Raw genomic sequence first — 25,246 nt, forward strand, 5'->3', positions numbered from 1 at the left:
TTAGTGCCATTTCTGATATTGTTCTGCAATATTTTCTGTAGTTATTATTATTCTTTGCATATAACGCGAAGGGACTTGAAGGTTATATTTCTTTATTTCCTGATTGATTTCATCAAGCTTGTGCTCAAGGTCAGTCTTGTTCATATTCTCCATCTGATCGATCAATGCTTCTATTGTCTTGCAAATTTCTTTTTGCAGTTCTAACCATGGGGGTAAATAATTAGCATTTTTAAGTATGCTTTGAAATGGATCGCCTTCTGCCACTTTAAGCGGTTTTCCGAAGCCCGGAAGCTCCTTTAAATCGCCGCGTTTTTCATAGTCGGAAACGATCTCATCCATTTGATGATTGAATGCACGTTCCTTCATGATCGTTGCAGGCGCATCTTCCATGACATCTCTTGAAAGTGGGGATATTTTACTATTCGTTTTTTTGCTTTTCTTGAAAAACACGCTTCATCCTCCTTCAAGTCGGGATATGATTTAATGATCTGTGCCGCCATCAAGAATTCTTCTTACATCCTCTAAGGTTTCTTGCAGTGAAATCCATTCTCCGTTTTTTTTAGTATATGACTCTGAGATATAAAACGGCTGTGAAAGATAGGCCTCCAATCTTTCTCCACGGTAGTATTGCTTTAACTCTGATTCAGGCAATTTATCTGCTCGTTCAGATACTACGATTGGTCTTAATTCACGGTACCGTCGCAGCAATTTTCTCGCACGCTGTTGAATGGACGAATGTATTGACCCTAGTTGAGCTCCCTCAAGAATAATAGACGTCGATATAACGGGGTCTACAGCAGGATATAGGCCTCGTGCGGTTAATTCAGAGTCGAATTTTATAAATGTATCCAGCGGGCCGTACGGTAGTTCCTCATCGACTGACGTCCATCCAGTATCCACCAAGATCGTTGTGACTTTTCTTATCCCAGCAGCTTGTAACTTTTCACTAAGGTTAAAAAGTTCTCCTGACAGTACCATTGAGCGATCCGCGCCTAATATCACCTCACTATGTTTTGTGAAGTCCATTATTTCCTTATAGACCTGTTCCAACGTATGACAAGTGACTGCAGATTCTTGAACCACCTCATCAATTCCAATGCTGTCATGAGTTGGTTTCCAAAATATTGTTGCAAAATGATTTTTGTTAAACCGATTCATTAATTCCGCCAACATCACCAATTGACCGGTATGAGGTCCCGCAACTATTCCAACGGTTCCTCCTTTAACAATAGGAGCTAATAAATCTAATACTTTAATCCCGGTTTCAATCATACCCATTTGGCTGCCACGAATAATTAATTCGTCCATTGTACAACCTGCCAGGCTTGCCAACTTCGCTAAGGTTTGAACTTCTGCCCGTCCTATCGGAATTTTACCCGTACATAGATTGGACACGGTTGCTGGCCGAAGACCCATTTCTCTAGCGTTTACCGTTAAGTTAGGAACACGCGCTCGAAGAAGTGACACATTTAAATGAAGGTCATCCATAATCTCCCTCCTAATTACTCTTTATAGTAATATAATTTCTTTTAAAAGTAAACTAAGCATTTCAGGTCAATGACCTGTCAATTTATAGGTTTTCGAGGAATAACGCGAATTGTCAGGCAGCTGTTAACCCAAGAGGTAAACAAATGCATGATGGATAAAGAAATGCACATTGTCACTTGCCTGTGCAATGAACAATAATAAAACCATAATCCGTTCGAGATAAACCTACTTACAGAAAGTGAGGCTCGGCTTTATGTATAAAGCATTACTTGTTCATCCCGACAATATTTCGAGAGAAGAAACCAGACTGCTGCTTCCATGGGAACAGCATGGCTTCCAGCTTGGTGCCTATACGGATTCTCTCTTTGACGCTCAAGCTCTTGTTAAAACACAGATGTTCGACCTAATACTTATAGATCTTAAACCTTCTCAGGCTATTGGAATGCAAATCTGTGAACAGATTCGCGAGCATAGCCGAGTCTCTATTATTCTTTTGGGAGGCAGTGATGATTTCCAGATTATGAGAAAAGCTTTAGCCTTTCAAGTAAGCGATTACATTTCGGATCCGGTACAGCCGGAAGATTTGGCCGCCAGCCTGTGCAGGGTAAAGAAAGAGCTCGATGTTCAGCCCAATCACTCCAAGCGGTTAACCTTACGTTACGAGAATAAAAAAAATCTGAATCCGTCCATCATTGATCTCGTCAAGCAATACGTTCAGGAACAATTGCATGTGAATATTACTTTAAAAAAAATATCAAACATACTGCATTTCAACTGCGCCTATCTTGGCCAAAAATTCAAAGACCAGGAAAACATGTCTTTCAACGAATATCTTCTTCAACAGCGAATGGAGAAGGCTAAGTTACTTCTGGAGAAAACAGATATGAGGATCTACGAAATTGCACATGAAGTAGGATACACGGAAATTGACTGGTTCTATAAGAAGTTCAAGGAATACACCGGCACGAGCGCCAATGAGTACCGCAAGCAAAGCACGGTATATGCGTAATGAATTTATACGAATTGTCATTTTAGTAAGCGCTTGCAATGAAAGGAATGTCTCGTTAAAGTACGAACGAAAAAGCTTTCCAGGTTAATGGAAAGCTTTTTCGTTCGTACCATTTACTTTGTTCCTAACAGCTTCAGCAGTCCAAAGCCGGATGTGTTCGTGAAGGACTGACCGGAACGGTCATTCCAGATCGCCACACTGTCACGGTCCCCGTCTCCGTCTTCATCATTGTTCACCTGAACATCAAAGCCAATGATGTCTCCAGCTGCCGGAGATGTGCCGTTCCATTTAATTGAGGCCTCGACTAGATAACCGTTGGCCGTACGTTTTACTGCGGACACCAGATTTTCGCTTAGCGAGCCCGGATTCACACTTTGCTCGTTGTCGAAGTTAATCCGGTATTGTCCATCATCAGCCTGATAGCTGGCAGTTGCGGCTTTGTTCTGATCAACAAATATTTCTACCGAATCCTGCTCCCATACATTTGGACTTAGCTTGGAAAGCAGCGAATCTGTCACTTCCGCGAGTACGTATAACCGTCCTTCATCCCAGAGCGTTCTGACCTTTGCTTTAGCCCCGTTTGTCCCTTGTACCCATCTGTCAGTTGTAATCAGGTTTGCCTTGCTCCAGAGGGCATCGATATTGCCGTCTATAACTGGCGTGCCCATTTGAGCCTTTGTATCTTGCGGACCTTCTATTAAAGTTAAGACGCCATATTGGGACGTATCGAAATCTTGCGAAGCCGTTCTGTCGTTCCAGGAGGTTTTCGTTACCGTGCTGCCCTCCTTGTTAACAATCCGAACATCAAGTCCAAGCTTTTTATTCAGCGATAAGCCATCAACCGGAATTGCCGCTTCGATCCGGTATCCGTCTGCGAGCTTAACCGCTTTGTATTCAGCAGGTTTACCTGAATTTTCCCCGCTCCGACTGAACGTATATTTCTTGTCATCCGCTTCGTATTGTGTTGTTTTACCGTTATTGCCATCAATAAATACTTCTACTGCATCATTTCCGTTCGTGCTTGTATCCGATACATCAACTGTAATATAAAGATGGTCTGCAGCCCATAACGTCTTGAATTTTGCGACAGGCGCTCCTTCGTTTAGTATGGAAACGGCTGCAGACTTGCTCCATCCATCCCCCAGCTTGCCATCAATAGTCGCCTTGACATTAGCCGCCGTTGTATTCTGAATATCTACCGGAAGCTTGCTTGGATCTACTAATGCCCAGTACGCATATTTCGCCTGCAGCCGTTCGTCGAACAGCAGAGGCCAGTTATTACGGTCGACCGGGAAGGTGCGCAACCAAGTATTCAAATCATCCTTACCCCAGAAAATAACGGCGGTCAGTTGATCTGCGTGCTTCCTGAATACATCGAAAATTTCCTTATACCGCCTTGCCTGCTTTACTTGAAGCTCCAGAGAGAATGTCTCATACGCATCGTTGTCATTGGTATAGACGCTCATATCCAGCTCTGTTACTTGCTGCTCAATGTTCAAATCTGTGAAAGCCTGAATCATGTCATCGAGTTCTTGGGCCTGCGGACTCTCAATGCCTATATGCGTCTGATGACCAACGCCGTCAACAGGAATTCCTTTATCCTTCAGTCGTTTAATTAGATCATGCAGATCCTGCCGCTTGTCCGGCATATTCGTATTGTAGTCATTGATAAACAGCTTCGCATTTGGATCTGCTTCATGTGCATATTGGAATGCCTTCTCAATAAATTCTTCTCCTGCGATCTTGTACCATAAGCTGTTGCGGAGACCGCCCGGCTGTTTATCACCAGGCTCAAGCACCTCATTAACAACATCCCAAGCATAGATTTTGCCTTTGTAACGGCCAACAACATTCTCAATATGACGCTTCATCCTTGCAAATAGCAGCTCTTTACTTGCAAGGTTTCCATTCTCATCGTAGAACACCCATTCCGGGGTTTGAGAATGCCAGATCAGCGTATGACCACGCATGGCTATACCGTTCTCCACCGCAAAATTAACAATCTTGTCCGAGCGTGTGAAGTTGAACTGTCCCTCCTGAGGTTCCGTAGCATCCCACTTCAGCTCATTGCCGGCAGTCAAGCTGTTGAAATGCTTCTTGATCAACTGAGCATCGGGACCATTGGGATCTTCGATCTCATTAACCAGTAGTGCCGTCCCAAGCATGAAATCATCGGCAAATTCATCCTTCAGGGATGGAATATCCTGCTGTATAACAATCGGTCCCGGTTCAGGAAGCTGCTCTATAGAAAAATCATCTATATAGAAATCCAATGTTGGGTTGGAGGATGCTTCAAAATAGACGAAGAGACTTTGGATCGGCTGCTTCAATTGATATTGACCGCTAAACTTCGCCCAACCGTCTGCTGTTACATTCCCGGAAGTAACCCCTTCATAATCCGTTTTTCCGTCCGTAGTACGCTGAACCGTCATCGATACCGACGAGGCAGCTGTTCCTGCCGGAAGCTTGACCCATGCAGTAAGCGCATAGGTTTTCCCTTCCGTCATAATGGAGGTTACATCGAGCTGCATGCCATTCCAGCTTTGTGTCCTTCCTGTTACCTGAAGTCCGTATGACCCTGTGTGGGCAGCGGCTCCTAAAGCTGAGAGCACTTCATTGCCTCCGCGTCCTTGCCAGCCTTGAACCGTGCCATCCTCAAAATCTGTTGCGATTTTCATTGAACTTGCTTCCGCTTCTGCCTGTTTCGGCAGTACGCTGAGCGACAATGACGCCAGCATCAGAGCGATGGCCAACACGCCTGAAAGAGAGCGCTTCAAACCCTTTTTCTTCATAATACACCTCACCTTTCGCTTTTCTTGTATATTCCATAAAACCACCCTTTGAGAGGCCGGCGGGAATATCGAGACGACGTTATTTCTTCCTTCCTTAAAAAGTGTATTGGTTATAGAAAAAGGCAACAACCTGTCGACTTTTGGTATAACACCTGCCAAGGTATAGAAAATGTCGCACACTAATAAAGCAATAAAAGCGCGTTCCCATTTGGAACGCGCTCAAGTTATAGTTACTAGCTGTTTATTAACATAGCGGCAGCAGAAACAACAATTGTCCATACAAATAACAAACTCCACCTATGGGATGGAATTCATGGAACACATTTACCTGGGACATTAATGAACAGTTGATCCGGGATGTTGCCGATCGATATGAATGGTTTATCCGGCTTAAGCCCGGTCATCGCCAAAGCTATCAAGATTGGGTGAGAGCGTCCCGATATTCCTGAGGCGTCATGCCGGTAGCCTTTTTAAAAAATCTTGTAAACGAATGAGCCGCTTCATAGCCCACGCCAACAGCGACTTCACGCACCTTGAGCTCATCCTCCTTGAGCAGCTCCTTGGCTCTTCTCACACGGCAATTATCAATGTATTCAGATAAATTGACACCACATTCCTGTTTGAAAAACCGGGATAAATAAGAAGGATTGAAATAATGGATCTCGGCCAGCCTGACAAGAGACAAATCTTCGCTTAAATGCTCATTGATATAGTCACAGATTCTATCAATGACAGTGGCCGCATTTTCTTTGTTCTCCTGGCTTTTAACTTTAAACAGTTGTTCCGCTGCTTGCTTTAAGTATTGTACGGCTTCTCGCATGGAAGAATGCTCATCCAGGCGCATCAGCTGATAGTAATCACTAATCTCGCTGCTTAGCCCCAACCGGTTAATATGTGCATACAAAATAAGCGCAATTGAATAATAGATTTCAATTTTTCTATGGACAGGACTGTTCGCATACAGCATCACCATGCTTAATTCTTCAAAGATTTCGTTAAATTTTTCGACTTTACCCGCTTCCAGAAACGCTGACAGAACCTCCGCTTTCGGGGCTACTTGTCCTTCATTCTTCTTGTACAGTTCATGCGAATCTTCAAGCTGTTCCCCTCGGTCAGTCACAATAACCGTTATTCCTTCACCGCCGATTTTCATGAGCTGAAGATGACGAAGCCGTTTATATTGCTGGCTCATTTCATCCCATCCGCAGGAAGCACCGCTTATCGTGAAAGCTACAGGCAAACTAAGTGATTGCAAGCAGCTCTCCTGAATTAATTCCAATGTACCTTCCAGATAGCGAACCAGATGATTATAAAACTTCTCTTCCGCATGCTCGGAGGGCTGCAGCAGCAACAAGAGATCCCCTTGACTGTCGACAATACTGATTTGTTTCATTTTCTCGGACAAATAAGAATTGCAGACCATTCGCGCCTTTGCAAGAAGACCGCTTCTTTCAATATAATTGGCGCCCTTCGGATACGATAAGTGTCCCATCACAAGAAGTATAGGAGAAGCAGGATCAAGGCCAATGCTCATTTTATGAAACTCATCAATCAGCCTGTCCCTGTCCAGACCATGCCCTTTACTTTCCTGGAGCAGATGTCGGATGTAATCTCCTTGTGCTATCTGCTCGAGTGCATAGAGCTGTTCGCGGGATTGTTCCAGCAACCGGCTCATCTGATTCTCATACTCAATTTCTTGCATCACTTCCTGAACGGTTCCCGTAACCTTGTCATAGCCCTCCGTCTTCAGCAAATAACGAACATTGGGCATTTGAATCGCTTTATATGCGTAATCAAATTCACTGAAGCCCGTCAGAAAGATTACTTTGCATCTTGGCCAAAAGACTTGAATTTCCTCTGACAGCTCTAGACCGCTCATACCCGGCATACTGATATCGGTCAGTATGATATCTATCCTCGTCCGCGACATCCAATGCAAAGCCTCCTTGGCAGAGTAGGCTTTGCAGACATCAAGCTTTTCCGGGTTAAGTCGATGAAACACCTCGTACAGCGAGTCTGTAATAATGTCTTCGTCATCAACAATCAACAATCTATACAACATCACCGGCCCCCTCAAGCTTGATTCTGATCTCCACCTTCAGGCCATTCAACTCGCTTCTGGACAAAAACAAACCGCTGCCTTCCCAATAGGTCAACATAATACGCCGATGAATGTTGATCATCCCGGTCATTTCTCCGGATCCCCTTTTGCTGTCTAATCTTGCTTGCAGGGCTTCAATCTGCTCGTCGCTGATTGGATAATCACCATTATTCTCAACGATAATTCTCGCTTCATCCTCATCCAAGCCGAAAGAAACATGGAGCAAGCCTTCATTTGTCATTTTCTCCAGACTATGCTCATAGGCATTTTCGATAATCGGCTGAATAATCAGCCTTGGCACCCGGATTCGCTCCATGTCCTTTGGCAGCTCATCGAACTCTACCTTAATTCTTCTGGAGAACCGGAGCTTCTGAATTTCGGTATACATTCTGGAATGTCGGGTTTCTTCCGCCAAGAGAACGTTATCCTCTCCGTTGCGGGTGATGAACCGATAATACTCGCCAAGCTTATTCGTGAAGAGCTCTACGCGCTCCAAATCCCCTGTTTTCGCCAATGAGCTCAGAATAAAAAAGTTGTTGTACAAAAAATGCGGTTTAATTTGGGATTGAAGCTGCTTAAGCTCTGCTTTCTGCATCATCATCGTTTGTTTGAAATCTTGATCGATCAGCGTCTGCAGCTTCTTGACCATCTGGTTGAACCGGTTATACAAATAGCCGAATTCATCCTTTTGCTCATGGTCAATATGAATGTCCAAAGCACCTCCTTCCATCTTTCTAAAGCTCTGCAAAAGCAGCAAAAGCGGCTTATGAACAAACTTGTACGTCGATAACGCATAAATAATGATGGCACAACAGGATGTCAGAGCGAATAACCATGCCCATTTATTAAATCCGCTCAACGGCTTCTTCACTGCCGATTCCGGCAAGTAGGTAACGACAGATAATCCAAGCGGCTCAGAATAAGCCTTATCAAGGTGATAATTCATGCCATCAATCCGCTTGATCAATGTATTTTCATCTGTACGAAGAGCAGCAAATACGTAGCTCAGCAAATCGTTAGAGACCTCTGCGTCACTGGCCAATGTATACCCTGTCATATTGGAGATAAGGAAAGACCCGCTCTCGGGATAAACGCTTATCTGCTGAAGGGATTCTCTAAGCTTATTCATATCCAGTTCAATCTGGACGATAAATATTGGTTCTCCTTCTTTACCTCCATATTTAGCCGTGCTCAAGTAAAGGGAATTATTATAGCTAATGAGACGTGCTTCCTTCTTATCCACCTCATTGTGGAAATAATTGAAGCCGAGCTGGTTGAAATCATCGACCTCGTTGCTTGATGATATCGTCTTCTGAATGGTGCGCACATGCACATAAATATCTTTTATATAAGCGCTGCTATTTTTAATAGAATTAAGCCGATGAAGCAGATAATCGATGCTTGCCTTCTTGTCGGCGTTGTCCATCAAATTCCAGGTAACCGCCAATTTGTTCAGACCTTTATCCTGCAAAATATCATATTGCTGAATTTCCAGCCATTCGATTTCATGGTTCAAATCTTCCAAATAATAAGAAAGCTGAGCCGTCGTATTTTTTGATATTTCATTGCTGGCATTCGTATAACTCCAGTTATACAAATAGACCCCCAGTAGAACAATCGGCAGGATGACAACCAAATTGGTTATTATAAGACGTACAAATAAGGCATTGCGCCATGAATTAGCGAGCAGTCTTAACAAGCGAATACCTCCGTTGTTCATACCACTGATTAACCTCATCTGTTATTTTGTCGCCGCCCAGCTTATACCACTCCTGTACGAATTGGTCGAAATCATCGATTGGTCTGCCCAAAATAATATTCATGTAGGTTTGATCCTGCAGATCGTTAAGAATCTGCTGCTTGTCAATCATGGTATCTGTAGGAGCACCAACAAAACTCTCATACAGCAGCTGATTGTTTTTCTCATACTGATCAATAATGGAAAACGCACCTGTTGGACCATAGGTTTTCAGCCAGCCCCAGCCCGATTCGCCAACGTCTTCTCCAGATAAATACACATCCATTCTCTTTTTGATATAGATAGCTTCGTCCTTCATATTCGCCATGTTACCGGTCTTTCGCGCGTCTTCTATCTGCCTGTAGGCCTCCAGGTTTTTTCTTGTCGGAGACGGGGTAACCGGAGATAACTGCCATACCGGGTATGTCGTGTTGTAAAACTTCTCATATTCTGCGGTCTGCCCCCAGTTCTTCTCCAGATGCAAATTAATTAGCTTCACAACAGCCTCCGGATGCTCATAGCCTTTTTTAACCGCAAAGAATGTGTTTGTGTTGAATTTAAGCGGCACCTTTGGCGCTTTCCCCGTCGCAGAAACAATGGGATACGCCTGCCAATCCGCATTTGGATCGTTGTTCCGGCTTATTTGCACCAGAAAGGAAGCCCACTGCTCCCCGTAGATCATGCCGATCTTTCCATCGGCAACCAGCTTTCTAGCCTTTTCCCCGTCCTTTAAAGCAAATTCGGGGTCTAGCTGACCTTGACTATATATCTTCTGAATCACTTTTAAAGCCGTTTTGACTTCGGGCTGAATTCCGCCATATACAAGCTTGCCTTGCTTATCCTTGATCCATATATTTGGAAAGGCATCGTAACCAGCCATAAGATCAACAAGCCCCATAACCGGATCACCCAAATATTTGGTTGCAGCAATCCCATAAGTATCGTTCTGACTGTTTCGATCAGGGTCTTTCTCGGTAAACGCTTTCGAAATCGCCAATAAATCATCCATTGTTTTCGGCGGTGCCAGCTTCAGCCTCTTCAGCCAGTCCGTTCTGATCCATAACAAATCCGCATCTTCAATCGACGAGCTTGTCTGCGGAATGCCCATCAGCTTGCCGTCAATCGTTGCCGCCTCAAATGGGCCGTCGCCTTCCTCGCTAAGTACTTTTTTCGTTAATGGAGAAGCATAATTATGATACGCTTCCGTCAAATCTTCAATTAACCCTGCGTTGCTGAGCTCTCTAAGCTGCTGGGGGGTCACCTGCACGACATCCGGAATATGGCCGGAAGCAATGGATGCCCCAAGCTTTTGGCGGTATAAATCCCCATTCGCAGTCCATTCGTATTTAATCTTGATTCCCAGCACTTCCTCATTCAGTCTTGTCCAGCGGTTATCTTCCAAAGTTTCTCCAGGCAATTGTTTGATAAATCCGTCCATAACTTCGCTTACTTCTCTTACAAAAGACAGCTCAATAGGCGGATCATAACGGATTAGCGCAGGATCAGCGTTCGTTACCGGCACAGGTGTATCATTCTTAGGCTCTTCCGAAAGCTTTGCATTGTTTTCATTCTCGCATGCTGATAAGACTAACAGTAGAATCAGCGCAGTAAGTATTAAATTTATCTTGTTTATACTAGGCCTTGGTATCCGCAATAGGATTACCCCTTTACACTCAGGCGCAACTGCGACGAGCTGTATGCTATTAATCATCTTGTTTGGAACCTGATAATACAATACATATCTCTTTACGCAGTTACCCATTGTTTACTTTTCATACTATGAAATGTACAGCAGCTGCGAGCTAGTTACAAGTCAAAAAACCGTGCGGGCTGTAACCCGCACGGTCGTTTCGAGCTGAAACTATCATTGCGCTTCCCAGCTGCATGCCGTGAACGAAGTATTTTCGCAGTAAAGGTGTGCAACCGCTTTCGAAATGATCATTTTAATTATCTGACCAGCGGACAAAGCTAAACAATATGCATTTCTTTATTTCGTTACCCGTTGTTTACTAGTTTGAGCGCTTCAGTTCATCCTCCATACCGCATGACAGCCACAGTAGACGCAGCTTTTGCTCTTAAATCTGGATACGGAACCCGTACATGATTTGAGCTGTAATTGAATTTCAATATGATTTTCAGTTCATTTTTTGATGTATTATCAGGAAGGCTACACCGTTAAAATAATAATGACATTGCTTTCAGATGTTGCTCAATAAGGGGGTGCTTGAAATCATCATCTAAGCGCTTGGACTGTACGTCAAAAGCAACACAATTTATAAAACAAAAGTAGAATTTCAATAAGAGCAAAAAAATCATATCTTTAGGACATTCCGACTAACTGATAAGTTTCACTTCTGGAGCGGCGCCGCCAACGAGTATACGATTACGAAGAACGGCACGAGCATCGCGGGCACAGCTTCATAGAGCCTGAAGATTTTACATTCAAGACTTTGCTAGAATAAAGGCTGTATCCATGAAATAGGAGGCCAGTATTGTATGGTTAAAGCGCAAATTGCTAAGGGTCCTTTCGAACCTACATTTGAATCGCTCAGGAAATTCGAGTGTCCGGAATGGTTCCGTGACGCGAAGCTGGGCATATGGTCGCACTGGGGCGCACAATCGGTGCCGATGTTCGGAGACTGGTACGCCCGAAACATGTATTACGAGGGTTCTGAGCAATACCGGTACCATATTCGCCATTACGGACATCCGTCGAAATTCGGCTACAAAGATATCGTTCAGCTATGGAAAGCGGAAAATTTCGATCCAGAATCGCTGATGGACTTGTACGTGGCTGCCGGCGCCAAGTATTTCGTTGCGCAGGCGATGCACCATGACAACTTCTTTAACTACGATTCGAAAATTCACCGCTGGAACTCGGTCAACATGGGACCGAAGAAAGATATTGTTGCGCTGTGGAAAGCATCCGCTTCCCGCCGAGGACTGCCTTTCGGTCTGAGCGAGCATCTGGGAGCGACGTTCAGCTGGTTTAAATTCAATAAGGGTCAGGATAAGGAAGGCCTTTATGCGGGAGTCCTGTATGATGGTAATGACCCTGAATTCGAGGATTTATATTTGCCGAACCGCGAGCATTATGATCCGGACAAGCTGCTGTCCGAGCCGAGACCATGGTATACAACCAATCCTTTGTGGCATCAGCGCTGGCTTGACGTCATCAGGGAAGTCACCGATCTGTACCAGCCGGATTTGCTGTACTCCGACGGCGGTCTGCCGTTCGCCAGCGCATGGGATAATAGAGACGCATCTTTGGACGATCCTTTGTTCGCAGCCGGGCTGCAGGCGGTCGCACACCTGTATAATACCAGCGCCGCGGCTAACGGCGGGGTGAATCGCGCCCTTTTTAATCAGAAAGACCGCAGGCAGGACGTTTACCGCATCGGGATCCTCGACATTGAGCGTAGCCAGTCTCCGGAGATCAGGCCTGACCCTTGGCAGACGGATACGTGTGTCGGGGATTGGTTCTATAATGTCAATACTGTTTATAAAAAACCGGGGCATGTCATCGAAATTCTGGTCGATATCATTGCCAAGAACGGCAACCTGCTCCTCAATATTCCGCAGAAGCCGGACGGTACGATTGATGATGAATGCAAGTATATCTTGCAAGAGATGGCCAAATGGATTCGGGTTTGCGAGGAAGGCGTATACGGCACAAGGCCGTTCCGCGTATCGGGCGAAGGTCTTTCCCGCGTCGTCATCGACCATTTCACGGAGGACAGGGTAGACTGGAACGCAAGCGACTTTCGTTTCACACAAAAGGGAAATACGCTGTACGCTTTCCAAATGCGGTGGCCGGAAGATCATCGCGCCGTCATTCGTACATTGACTCCAGCAGACCAAGTGAAGTCCGTCCGGTTGCTTGGAGCGGGAGATGTTCCGTTCGAACAGGCGTACGGAGCTCTGATCGTTTCGCTGCCGGACAGACGTCCGACACCGTATGTCAACTGCCTAGCGATTGAACTACATTGTTAATTCTAAGCCTATAAGCAAAGCCGGCTGACGTTATCCGATCAGCCGGCTTTATTGTTCATATGGGCAATGGATATTCCTCCAACCGCATATGGGTCCTAGACTACATCAACTTGATTTAGCACTCCACAACCAACTTGATGACGGTATCAAGCGGCTCCCAATTATCTTGAGGAACTTTGATCGATATCCCTCGTTCATCTTGTTCGGTGAAGTTTTTCTCCCAGTCGATGGGCATAATGTTTCCGGTAATTTCATGAGGACCTTCGTCGCATTGAAAATCGCCGATCCATCCGGATCGCGGATTGATTACACATGGGGGAAGCTAAGGCCGATTATTGAAAGTTATATGTGGACGATTTCAATCGCATATGGATCCAAGTCTACATTAGGACCGACGGTTATTTCTTTCAGAAGGCTCCTGTACGTGCCCTTCAGCTCGACCGTTTGCTGCTTTTGCGTCAGATTCAACAGGAACAAATAATATCATTCATAGTTGTTTATAGACTGTTGAAAGATATCTTGTTCTCTCCATTGTGTGGGAGTCATATTAAAGTGTTTTTTAAACAGCTTCGAAAATTCCATTTGATTGTCATATCCGACACTATTGGCAACTTCTTTAATGGTCATGCTGCTTTTTTTGAGTGATTGTGAAGCCATCTCCATTTTAAGAGAAATTATAAATTGTTGTGTGCTTATGCCGCAAATGCTTTTGAAGATACGTGCCAGATGACTGCGGTCTATGTTTAAAAAAAGTGCAATTTCAGCAACGAATATCCTTTTGTGAACATTGCTTCTTATATAGTTTTTTGCATAAGAGACATATGTTTCTGCTAGATTCTCATCTTTCTTTAATAATTTACCCTTCGTAAGTGCCGCGATAAATGACCAAAGATGGCTCATGATTGTTTCGAAGTCACACCAGCCTAAATCTATTATATTCTTAAGTGCGTTTCCAACGCCATTATCATCATTTATAACGTGGTTTTCGTTTGAGAAGCCTGCCACAGTCATAAGCTTTTCCGAAAAGCTGCCGTCAAACTCAATCCAGCGATACAGCCACGGCTCAGTGTCATCTGCCTTATAATATGCAGTTTGTTTCGGATAAATCAGAAAAAGCTGTCCTGCATGTACGTTATAAGCTTTTTTATTAATATGCAATTCGCCTTGCCCGCTGTAAATGTAATGAATTAAATAGAAGTTACGCACTGCAGGTCCAAAGGAATATCCGTTATCACACTGCTGTTCACCATATTGCATGGGATAAATATCAGATGAGATTAAAGGGCTTTTTGCATAATATAGTTTCATTGAAATCAGCTCCCGAAATTAATATATCACATTTCCCCATAATCACTCGATAAAAACATATTTATCAACAAATTTATTTGTCTTATCATAACAATGAAAATGCAAGCGTTTAAGGGAGGGTTTCTTATGGACAAGTTTATGAATTTAAATTCAATATCTGCCTCCGTATCGGCTAGAACGACATCAAGGACTGCTCCGGACGAGATCACGGATCCTGACTATATGTTTCCGGCTTTCTCAAACGGCAAGGTGCTTTTAGATAAAAAGCAGGGACGCCTCCCCGCCATGGGCTGGAACAGTTGGAATGCTTTTGGCAGTAAGAACAACGAGGCACTCACAAAGGCTATGGCAGACGCAATTGTTGATTTGGGACTGGCGGATCTGGGATACAAGTATGTCGTGCTCGATGACGGCTGCTATAAGTCCGAACGCGTAAACGGATTGCTTTCAAATGAAACGATTAAATTTCCAAGCGGCTTTAAGGCATTATCTGATTACATACACAGCAAGGGACTTAAATTCGGCATGTACAATGATATAGGCACAAATCTTTGTGCAGGCTCTGCCGTAGGTACTTGCGGCTTTGAGGATGTCGACACGAGGTCTTATATGGACTGGGGGGTTGACTTTATAAAGGTTGATAACTGCTATTACCTTTGGGACAATGCAACGTTCTCAGACTCAACAAATTCAAAATATTCCTATGCCCCGAATATCAGAAGCATAACGGTTACGGGCGAGGAACTGAAAATAACTTTAAATGCTGTTAAGGACGGTGTGCTTTTAGGCCAGGGTGCATCAAAAAACAGTGGCGACTATGTGACAAATATCGGTACATTCGACGGAACAAACGTGGGTACAACACCTGTGGGCGACCGCTGGGGCGAGCTTGCGTTTACTGTGAACGCACCGGCTAGCGGAAAATACGCCATAACCATAAATTACGCAAGCGGTGAGGAGGATGGCACGGGACGCTGGCTTCAGCTTGCAGTAGGAAACGCAGATCATGAAACTCGATATTTTGATCATTTGCTTCCTCTTACCCAAAGTACAGCTACCTTTGCAGATTCGGAAGAAATAACGGTATCCTTAAATAAGGGTGAAAATATTATACGTCTTATGAACCACAGAAGGCAGGAAAATACCCTTAATTCATATGCGGCTTTGCTCGAAGGCTTGAACAAGGCTGACCCTGACCATGATGTTGTATTCTCCATCTGTGAATGGGGTAAAACACAGCCGCATAACTGGGGATATAAGGTTGGAGACTCATGGCGCATTCTTAATGATATAACCTTCAGTGTCGGCTCTGATGGTAATCCGGGCTCCGCCGAATGGAGTTCAAACCATACCGCAAGTATAACCTCGCAGTACAGCAAGGCGGTTATTATGGACGAGTTTGCCGGACTTGACAAGGGGTGGAACGATCCCGATATGCTTGTAATCGGTATGAACGGAATCACAAATACCATGAGTAAAACTCATATGACGATGTGGTGTATGATGAATTCCCCGATTATGCTTGGAATGGATTTAAGACGGGTTACAAAGGATGACGAGCTATGGACGATTATTGCGAACAAAGATGTAATTGCATTGAATCAGGATACCCTCGGTATTCAGGCAAAAAGAATTTACTGCTCTATCGATAATGCCCATCCCGATACGGCCTATATTGCGAATAACAACCGTGTTGATATTCTTGTAAAGCCTCTTGCGAACGGAGATATTGCAATATCCTATATTAATCTCAGCGACTCAAGAGACACGAAGAAGCATTCCGTTGATGTAAGCCGCATTATCGATTATATTGGGCAGAAAATAATCGATGCTGAAAAATTTAAAAATGCCGCAAGCTATTACCTAAAGGATTTATGGACAGGTGAGATTACAACGAACATTTCAAGCACCTTCTCTGTTACAGGCATTGACGCCTATGACAGTGTTACCATAAGAGTTACTCCTGTTTAACCAGAGAACTTCACGCGAATTATAGGAGGAAACTAATGGAATCAGCAATAGACTTTGATGCGGAAGCCAAACTTCATCTCGAGGATCATGTTACTACAGAACAGTTTGTGACAATGGTAATTAGAAGTTGTAAAGGCAATATAGAGCCAACGCGTGGCTGTTGGTCATCAGGGTATATGGATTACGCTTTGTATAAGGGAATAATAGAGGACTATGATCTAACAAACATAAGCAAACCCATTGAGCGCCGTTCCGCTGCAAGAATCGTTCATGAGGCGCTTTTAACAGAATTCGGAGAAAAAGATGAGTACGAATGGTCGGCGGCAGAAAAACTTAGGGACTTATATTCCTGCCATACCTGCGTTATGCATATAGCGCAGGTGTATGTGAAAGGTATAATGCTCGGGCGTGACCATTACATGTTCGACGCTGCGGGCAGCTTAACTCGTGCGGAAGCTGCAGCAGTTGTTGTAAGAATGCTTGATAGGGAGCAGCGTATTCCTCAGACTGGGGGCAGAGAATTTCAAAGTAAAAATCTGTCCCCCGATGAAGCGAGGGAGCTGATGTTAACTGATCATACTGCAATGCTTGTTGATGTGCGGACTAATGAGGACTATGAAACAGGGCATCTACAGGAAAGCATTTGTATACCGTTACATCATATATCAAATAACCCGTACTCGGTATGTGTGAGAAAAGATATTCCATTAATCCTTTACTGTCAAAGGGGCTATAAGAGTTCTGTAGCGGCACAAGCGCTTATCGATGCAGGCTATAGAAGAGTCTACACGATTCCAGGTATAGAGCAGTATCCGTATGATTTAATAGCAACAACTTAATCAATCGCTGTCTACACGAGCTTGCTACAGTTCAAGGATGCCAAACAACTCGTCGCCTATGCGGGACTAGATCCTGGTATATTTAGCTCAGGGAAGTTTACTGCTTCCAGTAGCCGAATTACAAAGCGGGCTACTAGCAATTCAATACTTCCCCAACACTAAATGGTTGACAAACATTAGCTGGTTTTTATGCGCAAACTTCAATTAAACAGAAAGTTATGAAAATCTAGAGAACATTAATGCAACGCTAGTGGTTGCAACGCTCGCTATCGCAGCCTTTTCGTTTCGCCTGCCGCAATACGGACAACTTCGCCGTCTGCGCTGAACCAAACCTCAACGGCGCTCGGATTAAACACGATGCTTCGATCAACCGTGAAACGGAGCGCTCTGAGCGCATTTTGATAGGACACGATATCCGTCATCGACGCTTTCCAGACCGACTCCTCCCCGCCGAGCAGCTCGCCTGCCTTGTCCACCAGCTCCCAGTTATCATCGTTGTCGAATTCGTAGCTGTGGCCCCAGATGAACAATAGCTCCATCCGGCTGAACCAGCTTTTAGAAGCCAGCAGCTGTTCGATTTTCACCAACATGTCCTTGTGGTGGCAGGTCGGATGCCATCTTAGCGGATCATCCGGCATATGGAAGCCGCCGTGGCTCTGGACAGTGCGGGCATATTCAATACCTAGCACCGGCAGCGCGTGCACAACACGATCGTTGTAGGTGCCGAACGGATAACTCATGCCGCGTACAGGGTATCCCGCAATCGCCTCCAAATTTCGGCGGTCCGCGATCAGCTCCTCCGCGATCTGGTCGTCCGGGGATTGCTCCAGGAATGGATGCGTGACGGTATGGGCCGAAATCTCGTGGCCGCGATATAAGTCCGCCGCTTCTTCGGCACTGATGTATCCTTCCTGACCGAATTTGCCTGAATTCAGATGGAACGTTCCTTTAAGGCCATATCGGTTAAAAGCCTGCACCAGCCTCCTGTCTTGCTCGCGGCCATCGTCAAAACTAAACACGACCGCCTTGCCAAGCCCTCCCGGAAACCGGTCAAATTGAATGCTCACGTTATCCATTATGACTCCTCCTCGAGTGAGTATTAAAATCTCGGTAAGCGTATTCCGCTAACATTTCACCTGAATACCTCCGAACCATTATGCCGGAGATATCAAGCTTCTGAACTAGCTTATTTATTTTCCTGATTGATCATGAGCAACCGTAACGGTGTCAGCTGCCTCCGTAACATTCCATGCTTGATCTGATGTCTGGCCGTACGGCCGCTGCTTCGCTTCCGGTCGAATCCGCTGCGAATGCCCTGTCAGGGAGCGTCAACGAAGGGCACATGCTTACCGTCAACGCGGCGGCCGTCAGCAGAAGTGAAGCGGTCTTGCATAAGGAAATGTTTTGTTTGGTGAATCCACGCGACTTTTCCCTTGTTTTCATCAATCTAGTCTCCTTCTTTAATCGTTTTCTTCTTGCGCTCACGCCACTCGCGTTTGTTCCTTACATAACTACTTTATCAACAGGCTGAATAGTGAACCTTGATTTTTTGGACATGGTATAGCATGATTAAGCCTGGATAAATTTGGTTTTCTTTCGCGAATCATCAGCCCCCTCCGAGTGCTCCTGGCTATCAGCCTCATCCGCCGGTACAGTGCCGGACACCTTGCTTCCGCTTAATATTTATAACGAAGGAAGAGAGCTCACAAAATGAGCTCTCTCCATTCCTTGCTCTTATACAAATCTTATTTCGACCAAAGCTCAACGCGGTCCTTAACCATTTTCGTTAACTCGGCATTCATTTTGGCTACGCCCGCATCTTCTAGATCTTTCAAGAAGGCGTCGTATACTTTATCGAAATCAGCCGGTTTGGCAAGAATCGCTTCTGGAATACGTTTCTTCATAATATCTTGCGTTTTTTGGAAAATAACGTTTTCTTGAGAGCCTGTTTCGAACTGCAACGTCCAAGCCGCACCGTATTTGCGTTCAGGGAACGCATCATCAGAAGGCCACAGATCCTTGTAAGTCGTTGCGCCGTAAGCAGCAAGCGTCTTCTTGTCTTCTTCCGAGTAAGACGTTTGAATTTGTTCAGGGAATGTTGTCGTGTAGTAGTTTCCGGACGGATCCTTCACGCCGTCGCCGTAACGGGCGGATATGTTGTAGTTGCCGATACCCGTTGTTTTCATAAATGTGTTGTTATCGTTTATTTTCTGCTCTTGCACATCGGCAGGAATGACTCGTTTGCCGTCTACCACATTGTAATGCTTGCCTTCAATCCCCCAGTTTAAAAGCACTTGGCCTTCATCGGAAGCAAGGTAGTCCAGGAATTTGATCAAACGAACCGGATCTTGAGCATCTTTCGTAATAGCAATTCCGAGGGCTGGAAGGTAACCAGTACTCTGGAAGGTATGATCTTGGTAAGTGTCGTTTAATGTTACAGGGAAACGAGCATATGTCGAAGCGAATTTGCCTTCAGCTTTCAAAGCGTTCTCAGCTTGGCCGTAATCCCATTGTTGGTCGATAAGACCCAGAACGCGGCCGGAAGCGATTTTTGCTTTGTATTGATCGTATTTTTGAACGAAGCTTTCTTTATCAAGCAAGCCGATATCGTTCATGTGATTCAGCCAACGGAAGTATTCTCTTTCTTCAGGACGCTGGTAGTGCATGATTGCCTCATAAGTATCTTCATTAATGAAGAACTCGCCATTGTCAGGAGCGCCGGTTGCAAGGAACGCCGGATTTGTTGCGGAAATCAGAATTTGCCATTCCCCGCCGTTAAGAGACAAACCGATATTCGGTTGGCCGTCTGCCGTTTTTGGGTTTTTCTCAATATATGCTTTGATTGCCGCTTCGTAATCTTGAACGGTTTTGATTTCCGGGTAGCCGGCTGCTTCAAGCACTTGGTGCTGCAATTGGAAGCCGCTTCCTGAATCAAAGTACGTATGATTAACGCCGGTCAGCGAAAGCGTATAAATCGCGTCATCATCCTTGCTCCAACGAAGTCGGTTATAATATTCGCCGTAAACCTTTTTAATGTTAGGAGCATACTCTTCGATCAATGGACGAAGGTCGATCAAGGCGCCTGCATCAACCATTTTGTTTGTGCTGCTACCCGGCACAACCATATCCGGATACTCATCGCTTGCTATCATAAGCGCGAACATCTCATCTTGGGTGCCGCCGACAGGGAATTCTTCTTTAATTGTAATGCCCGTTTTTTCTTTAATAAATTTGCCGATATCGGATTGCATGTCATCCCAGTTCGAGTTGTTACCGGTTGCCAAGCGAATCGTAATTGGCTCAGCTGCAGGCTCATTTGTTGCATTTGTTGTTTCTTTAGTGTTATTACCGCCTTCATTCGAATTGCTGCATGCTGTGACGAATACGAATACGAGTGCCAACATTAAGTTAAGTGCCATTTGAATCTTTCTTTTCATTTTATTAAGCCTCCCTTTTTTCTGTGCGTGATTTGCATGTATATAACAGGAAACCTGCTATTACCAAAATTAGCTTTTTACTGCGCCAAGTGTCATTCCTTTGACAAAATACTTTTGAAGGAATGGATATACGAGCAAGATGGGTACGGTAACGACGATCGTAATCGCCATCTTAATGGATTCAGGCGATACCGCCGCCATCGTTTGCTGTGCGTTCGGGTCGCGGTAATTGCTGCCCGTCTGCGTAGATAACAGCACCTTCATCAGCTCGTACTGAAGCGTCGTATTTTCCGGGCTCCTGTTATTAAACAAGTACGTATCAAACCAGGAATTCCAGTGTCCGACAGCAATGAACAATGCGATTGTCGCAAGTACGGGTTGGCAAAGCGGAAGGATCACCTTCCAAAATATAGTCCAATCATTCGCACCGTCAATTTTCGCTGATTCTTGAAGCGCATACGGAAGTCCGTCGATATACGAGCGGACAACGAACACGTTCCAAACGCTGAGCAGTGCAGGAATGATGTAAACGTAAAAGGTACCGATCATGCCTAAATTTTTAATTAATAGGAAGCCAGGAATGAGTCCGCCTGAGAAATACATCGTGAGAGCGAACACAACCGACATCCATCTTCTAGCTTGAAAATCAGGACGGCTTAACGTGTAAGCCATCATAGACGCTGCCACAACCCCGATTGCCGTACCGACAACCGTCCGAATGACGGTGTTTTTAAAGCCGGTGATCAGGCCCTCATAGCCGAATATCGTTTCATAGTTTTTTAAGGTAAATTCACGCGGATAAATCGTCAGACCGCCTCGCACGGTATCCACCGAATCGTTAAATGAAATCGCGAGTACATTTAAAAACGGATATAAGGTTACAATAGCTACCATAGCCATGAATACATAGATGAATATGTCAAAGATTTTATCGCCAATATTTTTTTGAACAACTCCTTGCATTTGCCGCGCCTCCTATATGATTGATTCTTTGGTGACTCTCTTGTATATTCCGTTCGCGATAAACACTAATAGGATGCTGACTACGGAATTAATTATTCCGATTGCCGTACCGTACGAATATCGGCTCATTTGAATTCCGTACTTGAGCGCATACAGATCGAATACCTCTGAATAATCAGATACCAGCGGGTTGCCCAGCAAGAACTGCTTCTCGAATCCAATACTGATTAAATGTCCAATCGACAAGATGAAAAGTACCATGAAGGTTGTACGTATACCAGGCAGCGTGATATGCCACATCTTGCGGAATCTGCCTGCGCCGTCAACCGTTGACGCTTCGTAAAGCTCGGGATCGATGCCCGCCATCGCTGCCAGGAAAATAATCGAGCTCCACCCCATTTCCTTCCATAGATCCGAAGCGGTTACAATTCCCCAGAACAAATTGCCTTTAGCCATAAACTGAATAGGCTCATCGATAATATTAAGCCACATGAGCAATTGGTTCACCGCTCCGCCGTCAGTCGAAAGCATTTTATATACGAGTCCGGCCACGACAACCCATGAAACAAAGTGAGGTAAATACGAAATCGTTTGAACCGACCGTTTGAAAAACTGACCTTTCATCTCATTTAACAATAATGCGAATATAACAGGAGCCGTGAAGCCTACAATTAGTCCCAATGTACTCATGGCCAGCGTATTTCGTAAAACAATATAAAATCTATCATCTTGGAATAATTCAATGAAATTCTCAAAGCCAACCCATTTCTGATCGAGAATTGAATTTTTCGGTTTGTAATTTTGAAAAGCGGTAAGCCAGCCCCATAAAGGTACGTAGCTGAAAATAAAAATCCATACTACGAATGGAAGTGACATCATGTACAAGTAACGCTGCTGGAATGCTTTGAACCAGAACCGGTTTCTCTTGAGCGTCGGCCCTGCTTTCTGGGCACCTTCTGTTAACGCTTTCATAAGTGTTCCTCCTAGCTTAGTAAGATTCCTCTTTAGATGTGATAGCTTACCCTCTCTTGTCTGTACTTATCATAAACGATAGAGCCCCTTCCATAACTCCCAGTAAAATAGATAATAACAACACTAGTGATAGTAAACCTTGATATTTAAGACATCGAATAGCATGATATAGACATTTCAATTAAAATACCTCCGAACCAAAACGGCTGGGGATATCAAGCTTCTGAACAAGCATATAAGCCTTGACGGTTAGTTCCAAGCAGATAGCCCCGATTGCTGGAGGAAACCTTTTCCTTTTTATTCGTTCCATTTTGTGAAAGCGCCAAAGAAAGCCGAGGCAACCGCGAGGAGCCGATTGCTAGAGTACTTCCGCAATATCGAATATGCGATCGACCCCGGCAATAGCATGGCTTCGTATAGCCTGATTCACCTCCCTCCAGACAAGCTCCTGCGCGTCATTAAAATTGTAATGTCTTGATATAAGCTCTGTACGTATGGGTAAAGTCGGAATCATGCCTCACAGAAATCCATGGGCCACACACAGAAGGGACTTAAATAAACGAGCTGAACATCATCCGTTCAACGGCTCATATTCGAACCAATCAAAGCATGCTGGAGAACCCTGCCCCGTTTCGCAGACTGCGTACATCGCAATGATTAATCCCGTAAAGCCGCCCGCAACCTCCGTTGAGAGCAAATGCGTTTCACCAGATCCCGCTTCGAGGACATTGGATGGATTCTGCTGAATCTTGAAATGAAACCATTCCGGCTGAGCTTCAATCTGAAGTACGAAAGGACCTTCTGAGCACTCCAGTGTGCGCTCCGTTCTCAAGGATCCTACGGTTCGCCGGAAAACGATTACCTTACGTCCTTCTTTGAGCATTACGGCCAGATCGTAATGATATCTTTCGTTCATATATACAGTAAGTCCAGCTTCCTCGCCCTCGTGCAGCGGTTCGAATTCCAGCAAGGCGGAAATGTTGCATGTCCAGTGGCGCAATCGACGGCCTACAAAGGCGGGTGAGCCGGTTTGATCGAGAGAAGTCTTATTTCCGCGCAATACTAGATTCCCCGGAGAAGCGTTCAGCGACCAACATGACGGATCCGGATTCCGCAGGAACACCCAGTCCAAGCCTAAATTTGCATCGTTAAAATCATCTCTTGTTCCGTTAGTCTGCCACCGGACTTCATTCAACTTTGGAGACTCCATTACGGTCTCGACGCTTCCCCCGTTACCAATGATCGGCCAGCCGTCTGCCGTCCATGACACAGGCGCCAGAAACGTCTCCCTGCCCAAATGATGCCGGTAGGGATAGGAGACAGGTCTGACACCCAAGAATACCGCCCACCAGCTGCCGTCATGCGCCTGTACCAGATCTGCATGCCCTGTTGCTTGTATGCTGCTCTTCAGACTTCTGTGAGAAAGAATCGGATTATCGGGACATGGTTCATAAGACCCGTATGGAGCGCTGCTTCTCGCTATCGTCACCATATGACCGTATTCCGTCCCGCCTTCGGCAATCAACAAGTAATAAAGTCCGTTGATCTTGTAAAGATGAGGCGCTTCGGGATGCGCTCCGCCCGTTCCCTTCCAGATCAGACGACTCTCAGTCAGCAGGTTCCCGGTCGATACGTCAATCTCGCATTGATAAACGCCATCGCCTTCATTGCCGGAAAAAACGGATTGAAAGTATACGCGGCCATCTTCATCGAATAATAACGATGGATCAATGCCATCCTGCGCGACAGGTATCGGCTCGGACCAGGGACCGGCAGGCTGTTGGCTGCGAACAAAGAAGTTGCCGATCCCGCTCACATTCGTCGTAACCATATAGAACCAGCCCTCGTGATAACGGATCGTCGGGGCGAAAATCCCTCCCGATAACCAGGTGTTCGCCAGCGGCAATTGCTGCTCGGAAGTGAGACAATGTCCGATCTGGCGCCAATTGACAAGATCCTTGCTGTGAAATATAGGAACTCCGGGAAAATAGGCAAAAGTGCTTGTCACCAAATAATAATCATCCTCGACACGGCATATGCTCGGGTCAGGATAAAAGCCGGAAATTACCGGATTGCTGTACGTCACCATGTTACACTCCTAATCCGTCTAAAGTTTAATGCGATGCCAAAGCCCTGCTGAACCCCCGCCTCTGATGAGTCGAAAGGCTCAATGAATCGACATCTTCAATACGGATTATAATGCACGATATAAGATTGAACCTTGATTTTCAGGTCATCGATTAGCATGATTTAGCCATCTGCATTTCAGGCGAAAATTTGTTCTTCCGAAATGCTCGCAAAGTCGAGTGATCAAGTGATTCCGCTATCCCCCCTTTCTTTCTCCGCAAAAAAGGGGCCGTCTCAAAAGAGGTTCGCTCGCTAGAGAAATGGCTCGCATCAGTAAATTACAAAAGTGAATTTCATAAAAATAGCGTTGCGGACCTGCAACGCTATTTTTAGATTTTTATCCTTTGCAGCTTTCTTCAGCAAATGATGGGCAAGTGAAAGCCACCCGACCTCTAGGCTGACTTTCGGCAAGCCTCGAAGCAGGAACCGGCGGAATCCTCGGTTATTCTTGATTTGGCCAAACACACGCTCTGGTTCGTGCATGCGTCGAACCGATAATGCATATCCA

Annotated in this window: 20 protein-coding genes and 2 pseudogenes; 6 read left to right on the forward strand and 16 right to left on the reverse strand. The window is 45.1% G+C overall.

The window, feature by feature from the left end; translation table 11 throughout:
• A complete protein-coding gene (locus GOM71_RS21995) occupies positions 1-450 on the reverse strand; it encodes a DnaJ family domain-containing protein (RefSeq protein WP_156285020.1) in 450 nt (149 codons plus the stop codon).
• A 30-nt stretch (positions 451-480) separates the two neighbouring features.
• The gene (locus tag GOM71_RS22000; RefSeq protein ID WP_156285022.1) at positions 481-1,488 is read right to left on the reverse strand and encodes a P-loop NTPase family protein; all 1,008 of its coding nucleotides are present in this window, start codon (positions 1,486-1,488) and stop codon (positions 481-483) included.
• Between the two features lie 253 nt (positions 1,489-1,741).
• On the opposite strand from GOM71_RS22000, the gene GOM71_RS22005 reads away from it, so the two are divergent.
• A complete protein-coding gene (locus GOM71_RS22005; protein ID WP_156285024.1) occupies positions 1,742-2,497 on the forward strand; it encodes a response regulator transcription factor in 756 nt (251 codons plus the stop codon).
• Between the two features lie 113 nt (positions 2,498-2,610).
• Here GOM71_RS22005 and GOM71_RS22010 read toward each other — a convergent pair whose 3' ends face one another.
• From GOM71_RS22010 to GOM71_RS22030, 5 genes and pseudogenes are all read right to left on the reverse strand, one after another.
• The gene (locus tag GOM71_RS22010) at positions 2,611-5,289 is read right to left on the reverse strand and encodes an endo-1,4-beta-xylanase (protein WP_156285026.1); all 2,679 of its coding nucleotides are present in this window, start codon (positions 5,287-5,289) and stop codon (positions 2,611-2,613) included.
• A gap of 415 nt (positions 5,290-5,704) precedes the next feature.
• Positions 5,705-6,991: a helix-turn-helix domain-containing protein gene (locus GOM71_RS22020; RefSeq protein ID WP_367649747.1), complete on the reverse strand. Its 1,287-nt coding sequence runs from the start codon at positions 6,989-6,991 to the stop codon at positions 5,705-5,707.
• Positions 6,992-7,021: 30 nt separating this feature from the next.
• Positions 7,022-7,351, reverse strand: a pseudogene (locus GOM71_RS25055) (response regulator); the annotation flags it as partial.
• Positions 7,341-9,110, reverse strand: a complete 1,770-nt coding sequence (locus tag GOM71_RS22025) for a sensor histidine kinase (RefSeq protein WP_253944977.1) — start codon at positions 9,108-9,110, stop codon at positions 7,341-7,343. The gene GOM71_RS22025 and the pseudogene GOM71_RS25055, both read right to left, overlap by 11 nt.
• Positions 9,070-10,776: an extracellular solute-binding protein gene (locus tag GOM71_RS22030; RefSeq protein ID WP_483311060.1), complete on the reverse strand. Its 1,707-nt coding sequence runs from the start codon at positions 10,774-10,776 to the stop codon at positions 9,070-9,072. The genes GOM71_RS22025 and GOM71_RS22030 overlap by 41 nt, the downstream gene beginning before the upstream one ends.
• Positions 10,777-11,444: 668 nt before the next feature.
• On the opposite strand from GOM71_RS22030, the gene GOM71_RS24770 reads away from it, so the two are divergent.
• The gene (locus GOM71_RS24770) at positions 11,445-11,552 is read left to right on the forward strand and encodes a hypothetical protein (protein WP_367649748.1); all 108 of its coding nucleotides are present in this window, start codon (positions 11,445-11,447) and stop codon (positions 11,550-11,552) included.
• Positions 11,553-11,624: 72 nt separating this feature from the next.
• On the forward strand, positions 11,625-13,121 hold the full coding sequence (locus GOM71_RS22035) for an alpha-L-fucosidase (RefSeq protein WP_156285030.1): 1,497 nt from the start codon (positions 11,625-11,627) through the stop codon (positions 13,119-13,121).
• Positions 13,122-13,463: 342 nt separating this feature from the next.
• On the opposite strand, the gene GOM71_RS25060 is transcribed toward GOM71_RS22035, so the two are convergent.
• Positions 13,464-13,598, reverse strand: coding sequence for a Beta-galactosidase C-terminal domain (locus GOM71_RS25060; RefSeq protein ID WP_156285032.1), 135 nt, complete (start codon positions 13,596-13,598; stop codon positions 13,464-13,466).
• Positions 13,599-13,604: 6 nt separating this feature from the next.
• Positions 13,605-14,429: an AraC family transcriptional regulator gene (locus GOM71_RS22045; RefSeq protein WP_156285034.1), complete on the reverse strand. Its 825-nt coding sequence runs from the start codon at positions 14,427-14,429 to the stop codon at positions 13,605-13,607.
• 126 nt (positions 14,430-14,555) lie between these two features.
• Between GOM71_RS22045 and GOM71_RS22050 the strand changes: the two genes are divergently transcribed.
• The 3 genes and pseudogenes from GOM71_RS22050 to GOM71_RS22060 form a co-directional block, all read left to right on the forward strand.
• Complete coding sequence (locus GOM71_RS22050) at positions 14,556-16,400, forward strand: alpha-galactosidase (RefSeq protein WP_253944979.1); 1,845 nt, start codon at positions 14,556-14,558, stop codon at positions 16,398-16,400.
• Between the two features lie 35 nt (positions 16,401-16,435).
• Positions 16,436-17,239: a rhodanese-like domain-containing protein gene (locus GOM71_RS22055; RefSeq protein WP_156285036.1), complete on the forward strand. Its 804-nt coding sequence runs from the start codon at positions 16,436-16,438 to the stop codon at positions 17,237-17,239.
• Positions 17,240-17,266: 27 nt separating this feature from the next.
• Positions 17,267-17,374: pseudogene (locus GOM71_RS22060) on the forward strand (transposase); the annotation flags it as partial.
• A 131-nt stretch (positions 17,375-17,505) separates the two neighbouring features.
• On the opposite strand, the gene GOM71_RS22065 reads toward GOM71_RS22060, so the two are convergent.
• The 7 genes from GOM71_RS22065 to GOM71_RS22095 form a co-directional block, all read right to left on the reverse strand.
• The gene (locus GOM71_RS22065) at positions 17,506-18,315 is read right to left on the reverse strand and encodes a polysaccharide deacetylase family protein (RefSeq protein WP_156285038.1); all 810 of its coding nucleotides are present in this window, start codon (positions 18,313-18,315) and stop codon (positions 17,506-17,508) included.
• A 151-nt stretch (positions 18,316-18,466) separates the two neighbouring features.
• Complete coding sequence (locus GOM71_RS22070; protein ID WP_156285040.1) at positions 18,467-18,682, reverse strand: hypothetical protein; 216 nt, start codon at positions 18,680-18,682, stop codon at positions 18,467-18,469.
• A gap of 302 nt (positions 18,683-18,984) precedes the next feature.
• Positions 18,985-20,676, reverse strand: a complete 1,692-nt coding sequence (locus GOM71_RS22075; RefSeq protein WP_156285042.1) for an ABC transporter substrate-binding protein — start codon at positions 20,674-20,676, stop codon at positions 18,985-18,987.
• Between the two features lie 69 nt (positions 20,677-20,745).
• Positions 20,746-21,639, reverse strand: a complete 894-nt coding sequence (locus GOM71_RS22080) for a carbohydrate ABC transporter permease (RefSeq protein ID WP_156285044.1) — start codon at positions 21,637-21,639, stop codon at positions 20,746-20,748.
• 12 nt (positions 21,640-21,651) lie between these two features.
• On the reverse strand, positions 21,652-22,611 hold the full coding sequence (locus tag GOM71_RS22085; protein WP_156285046.1) for an ABC transporter permease: 960 nt from the start codon (positions 22,609-22,611) through the stop codon (positions 21,652-21,654).
• A gap of 571 nt (positions 22,612-23,182) precedes the next feature.
• Positions 23,183-24,697 (reverse strand): glycoside hydrolase family 43 protein, encoded by a 1,515-nt coding sequence (locus GOM71_RS22090; RefSeq protein WP_483311061.1) that lies wholly within the window; start codon positions 24,695-24,697, stop codon positions 23,183-23,185.
• Positions 24,698-25,008: 311 nt separating this feature from the next.
• A partial coding sequence (locus GOM71_RS22095) for a transposase (protein ID WP_173275928.1) occupies positions 25,009-25,246 on the reverse strand: 238 nt, incomplete at its 5' end.

The organism is Paenibacillus sp. NEAU-GSW1 (assembly GCF_009737085.1).
GTDB lineage: Bacteria > Bacillota > Bacilli > Paenibacillales > Paenibacillaceae > Pristimantibacillus.

Coding starts and splice junctions, on each gene's coding strand:
- GOM71_RS22075 (WP_156285042.1), bottom strand. CDS start 20,676: ATGAAAAGAAAGATTCAAATGGCACTTAACTTAATGTTGGCACTCGTA.
- GOM71_RS22020 (WP_367649747.1), bottom strand. CDS start 6,991: ATGCAAGAAATTGAGTATGAGAATCAGATGAGCCGGTTGCTGGAACAA.
- GOM71_RS22080 (WP_156285044.1), bottom strand. CDS start 21,639: ATGCAAGGAGTTGTTCAAAAAAATATTGGCGATAAAATCTTTGACATA.
- GOM71_RS22055 (WP_156285036.1), top strand. CDS start 16,436: ATGGAATCAGCAATAGACTTTGATGCGGAAGCCAAACTTCATCTCGAG.
- GOM71_RS22045 (WP_156285034.1), bottom strand. CDS start 14,429: ATGAAACTATATTATGCAAAAAGCCCTTTAATCTCATCTGATATTTAT.
- GOM71_RS22000 (WP_156285022.1), bottom strand. CDS start 1,488: ATGGATGACCTTCATTTAAATGTGTCACTTCTTCGAGCGCGTGTTCCT.
- GOM71_RS22050 (WP_253944979.1), top strand. CDS start 14,556: ATGGACAAGTTTATGAATTTAAATTCAATATCTGCCTCCGTATCGGCT.
- GOM71_RS22025 (WP_253944977.1), bottom strand. CDS start 9,110: ATGAACAACGGAGGTATTCGCTTGTTAAGACTGCTCGCTAATTCATGG.
- GOM71_RS22085 (WP_156285046.1), bottom strand. CDS start 22,611: ATGAAAGCGTTAACAGAAGGTGCCCAGAAAGCAGGGCCGACGCTCAAG.
- GOM71_RS22005 (WP_156285024.1), top strand. CDS start 1,742: ATGTATAAAGCATTACTTGTTCATCCCGACAATATTTCGAGAGAAGAA.
- GOM71_RS22035 (WP_156285030.1), top strand. CDS start 11,625: ATGGTTAAAGCGCAAATTGCTAAGGGTCCTTTCGAACCTACATTTGAA.
- GOM71_RS22070 (WP_156285040.1), bottom strand. CDS start 18,682: ATGAAAACAAGGGAAAAGTCGCGTGGATTCACCAAACAAAACATTTCC.
- GOM71_RS22065 (WP_156285038.1), bottom strand. CDS start 18,315: ATGGATAACGTGAGCATTCAATTTGACCGGTTTCCGGGAGGGCTTGGC.
- GOM71_RS22010 (WP_156285026.1), bottom strand. CDS start 5,289: ATGAAGAAAAAGGGTTTGAAGCGCTCTCTTTCAGGCGTGTTGGCCATC.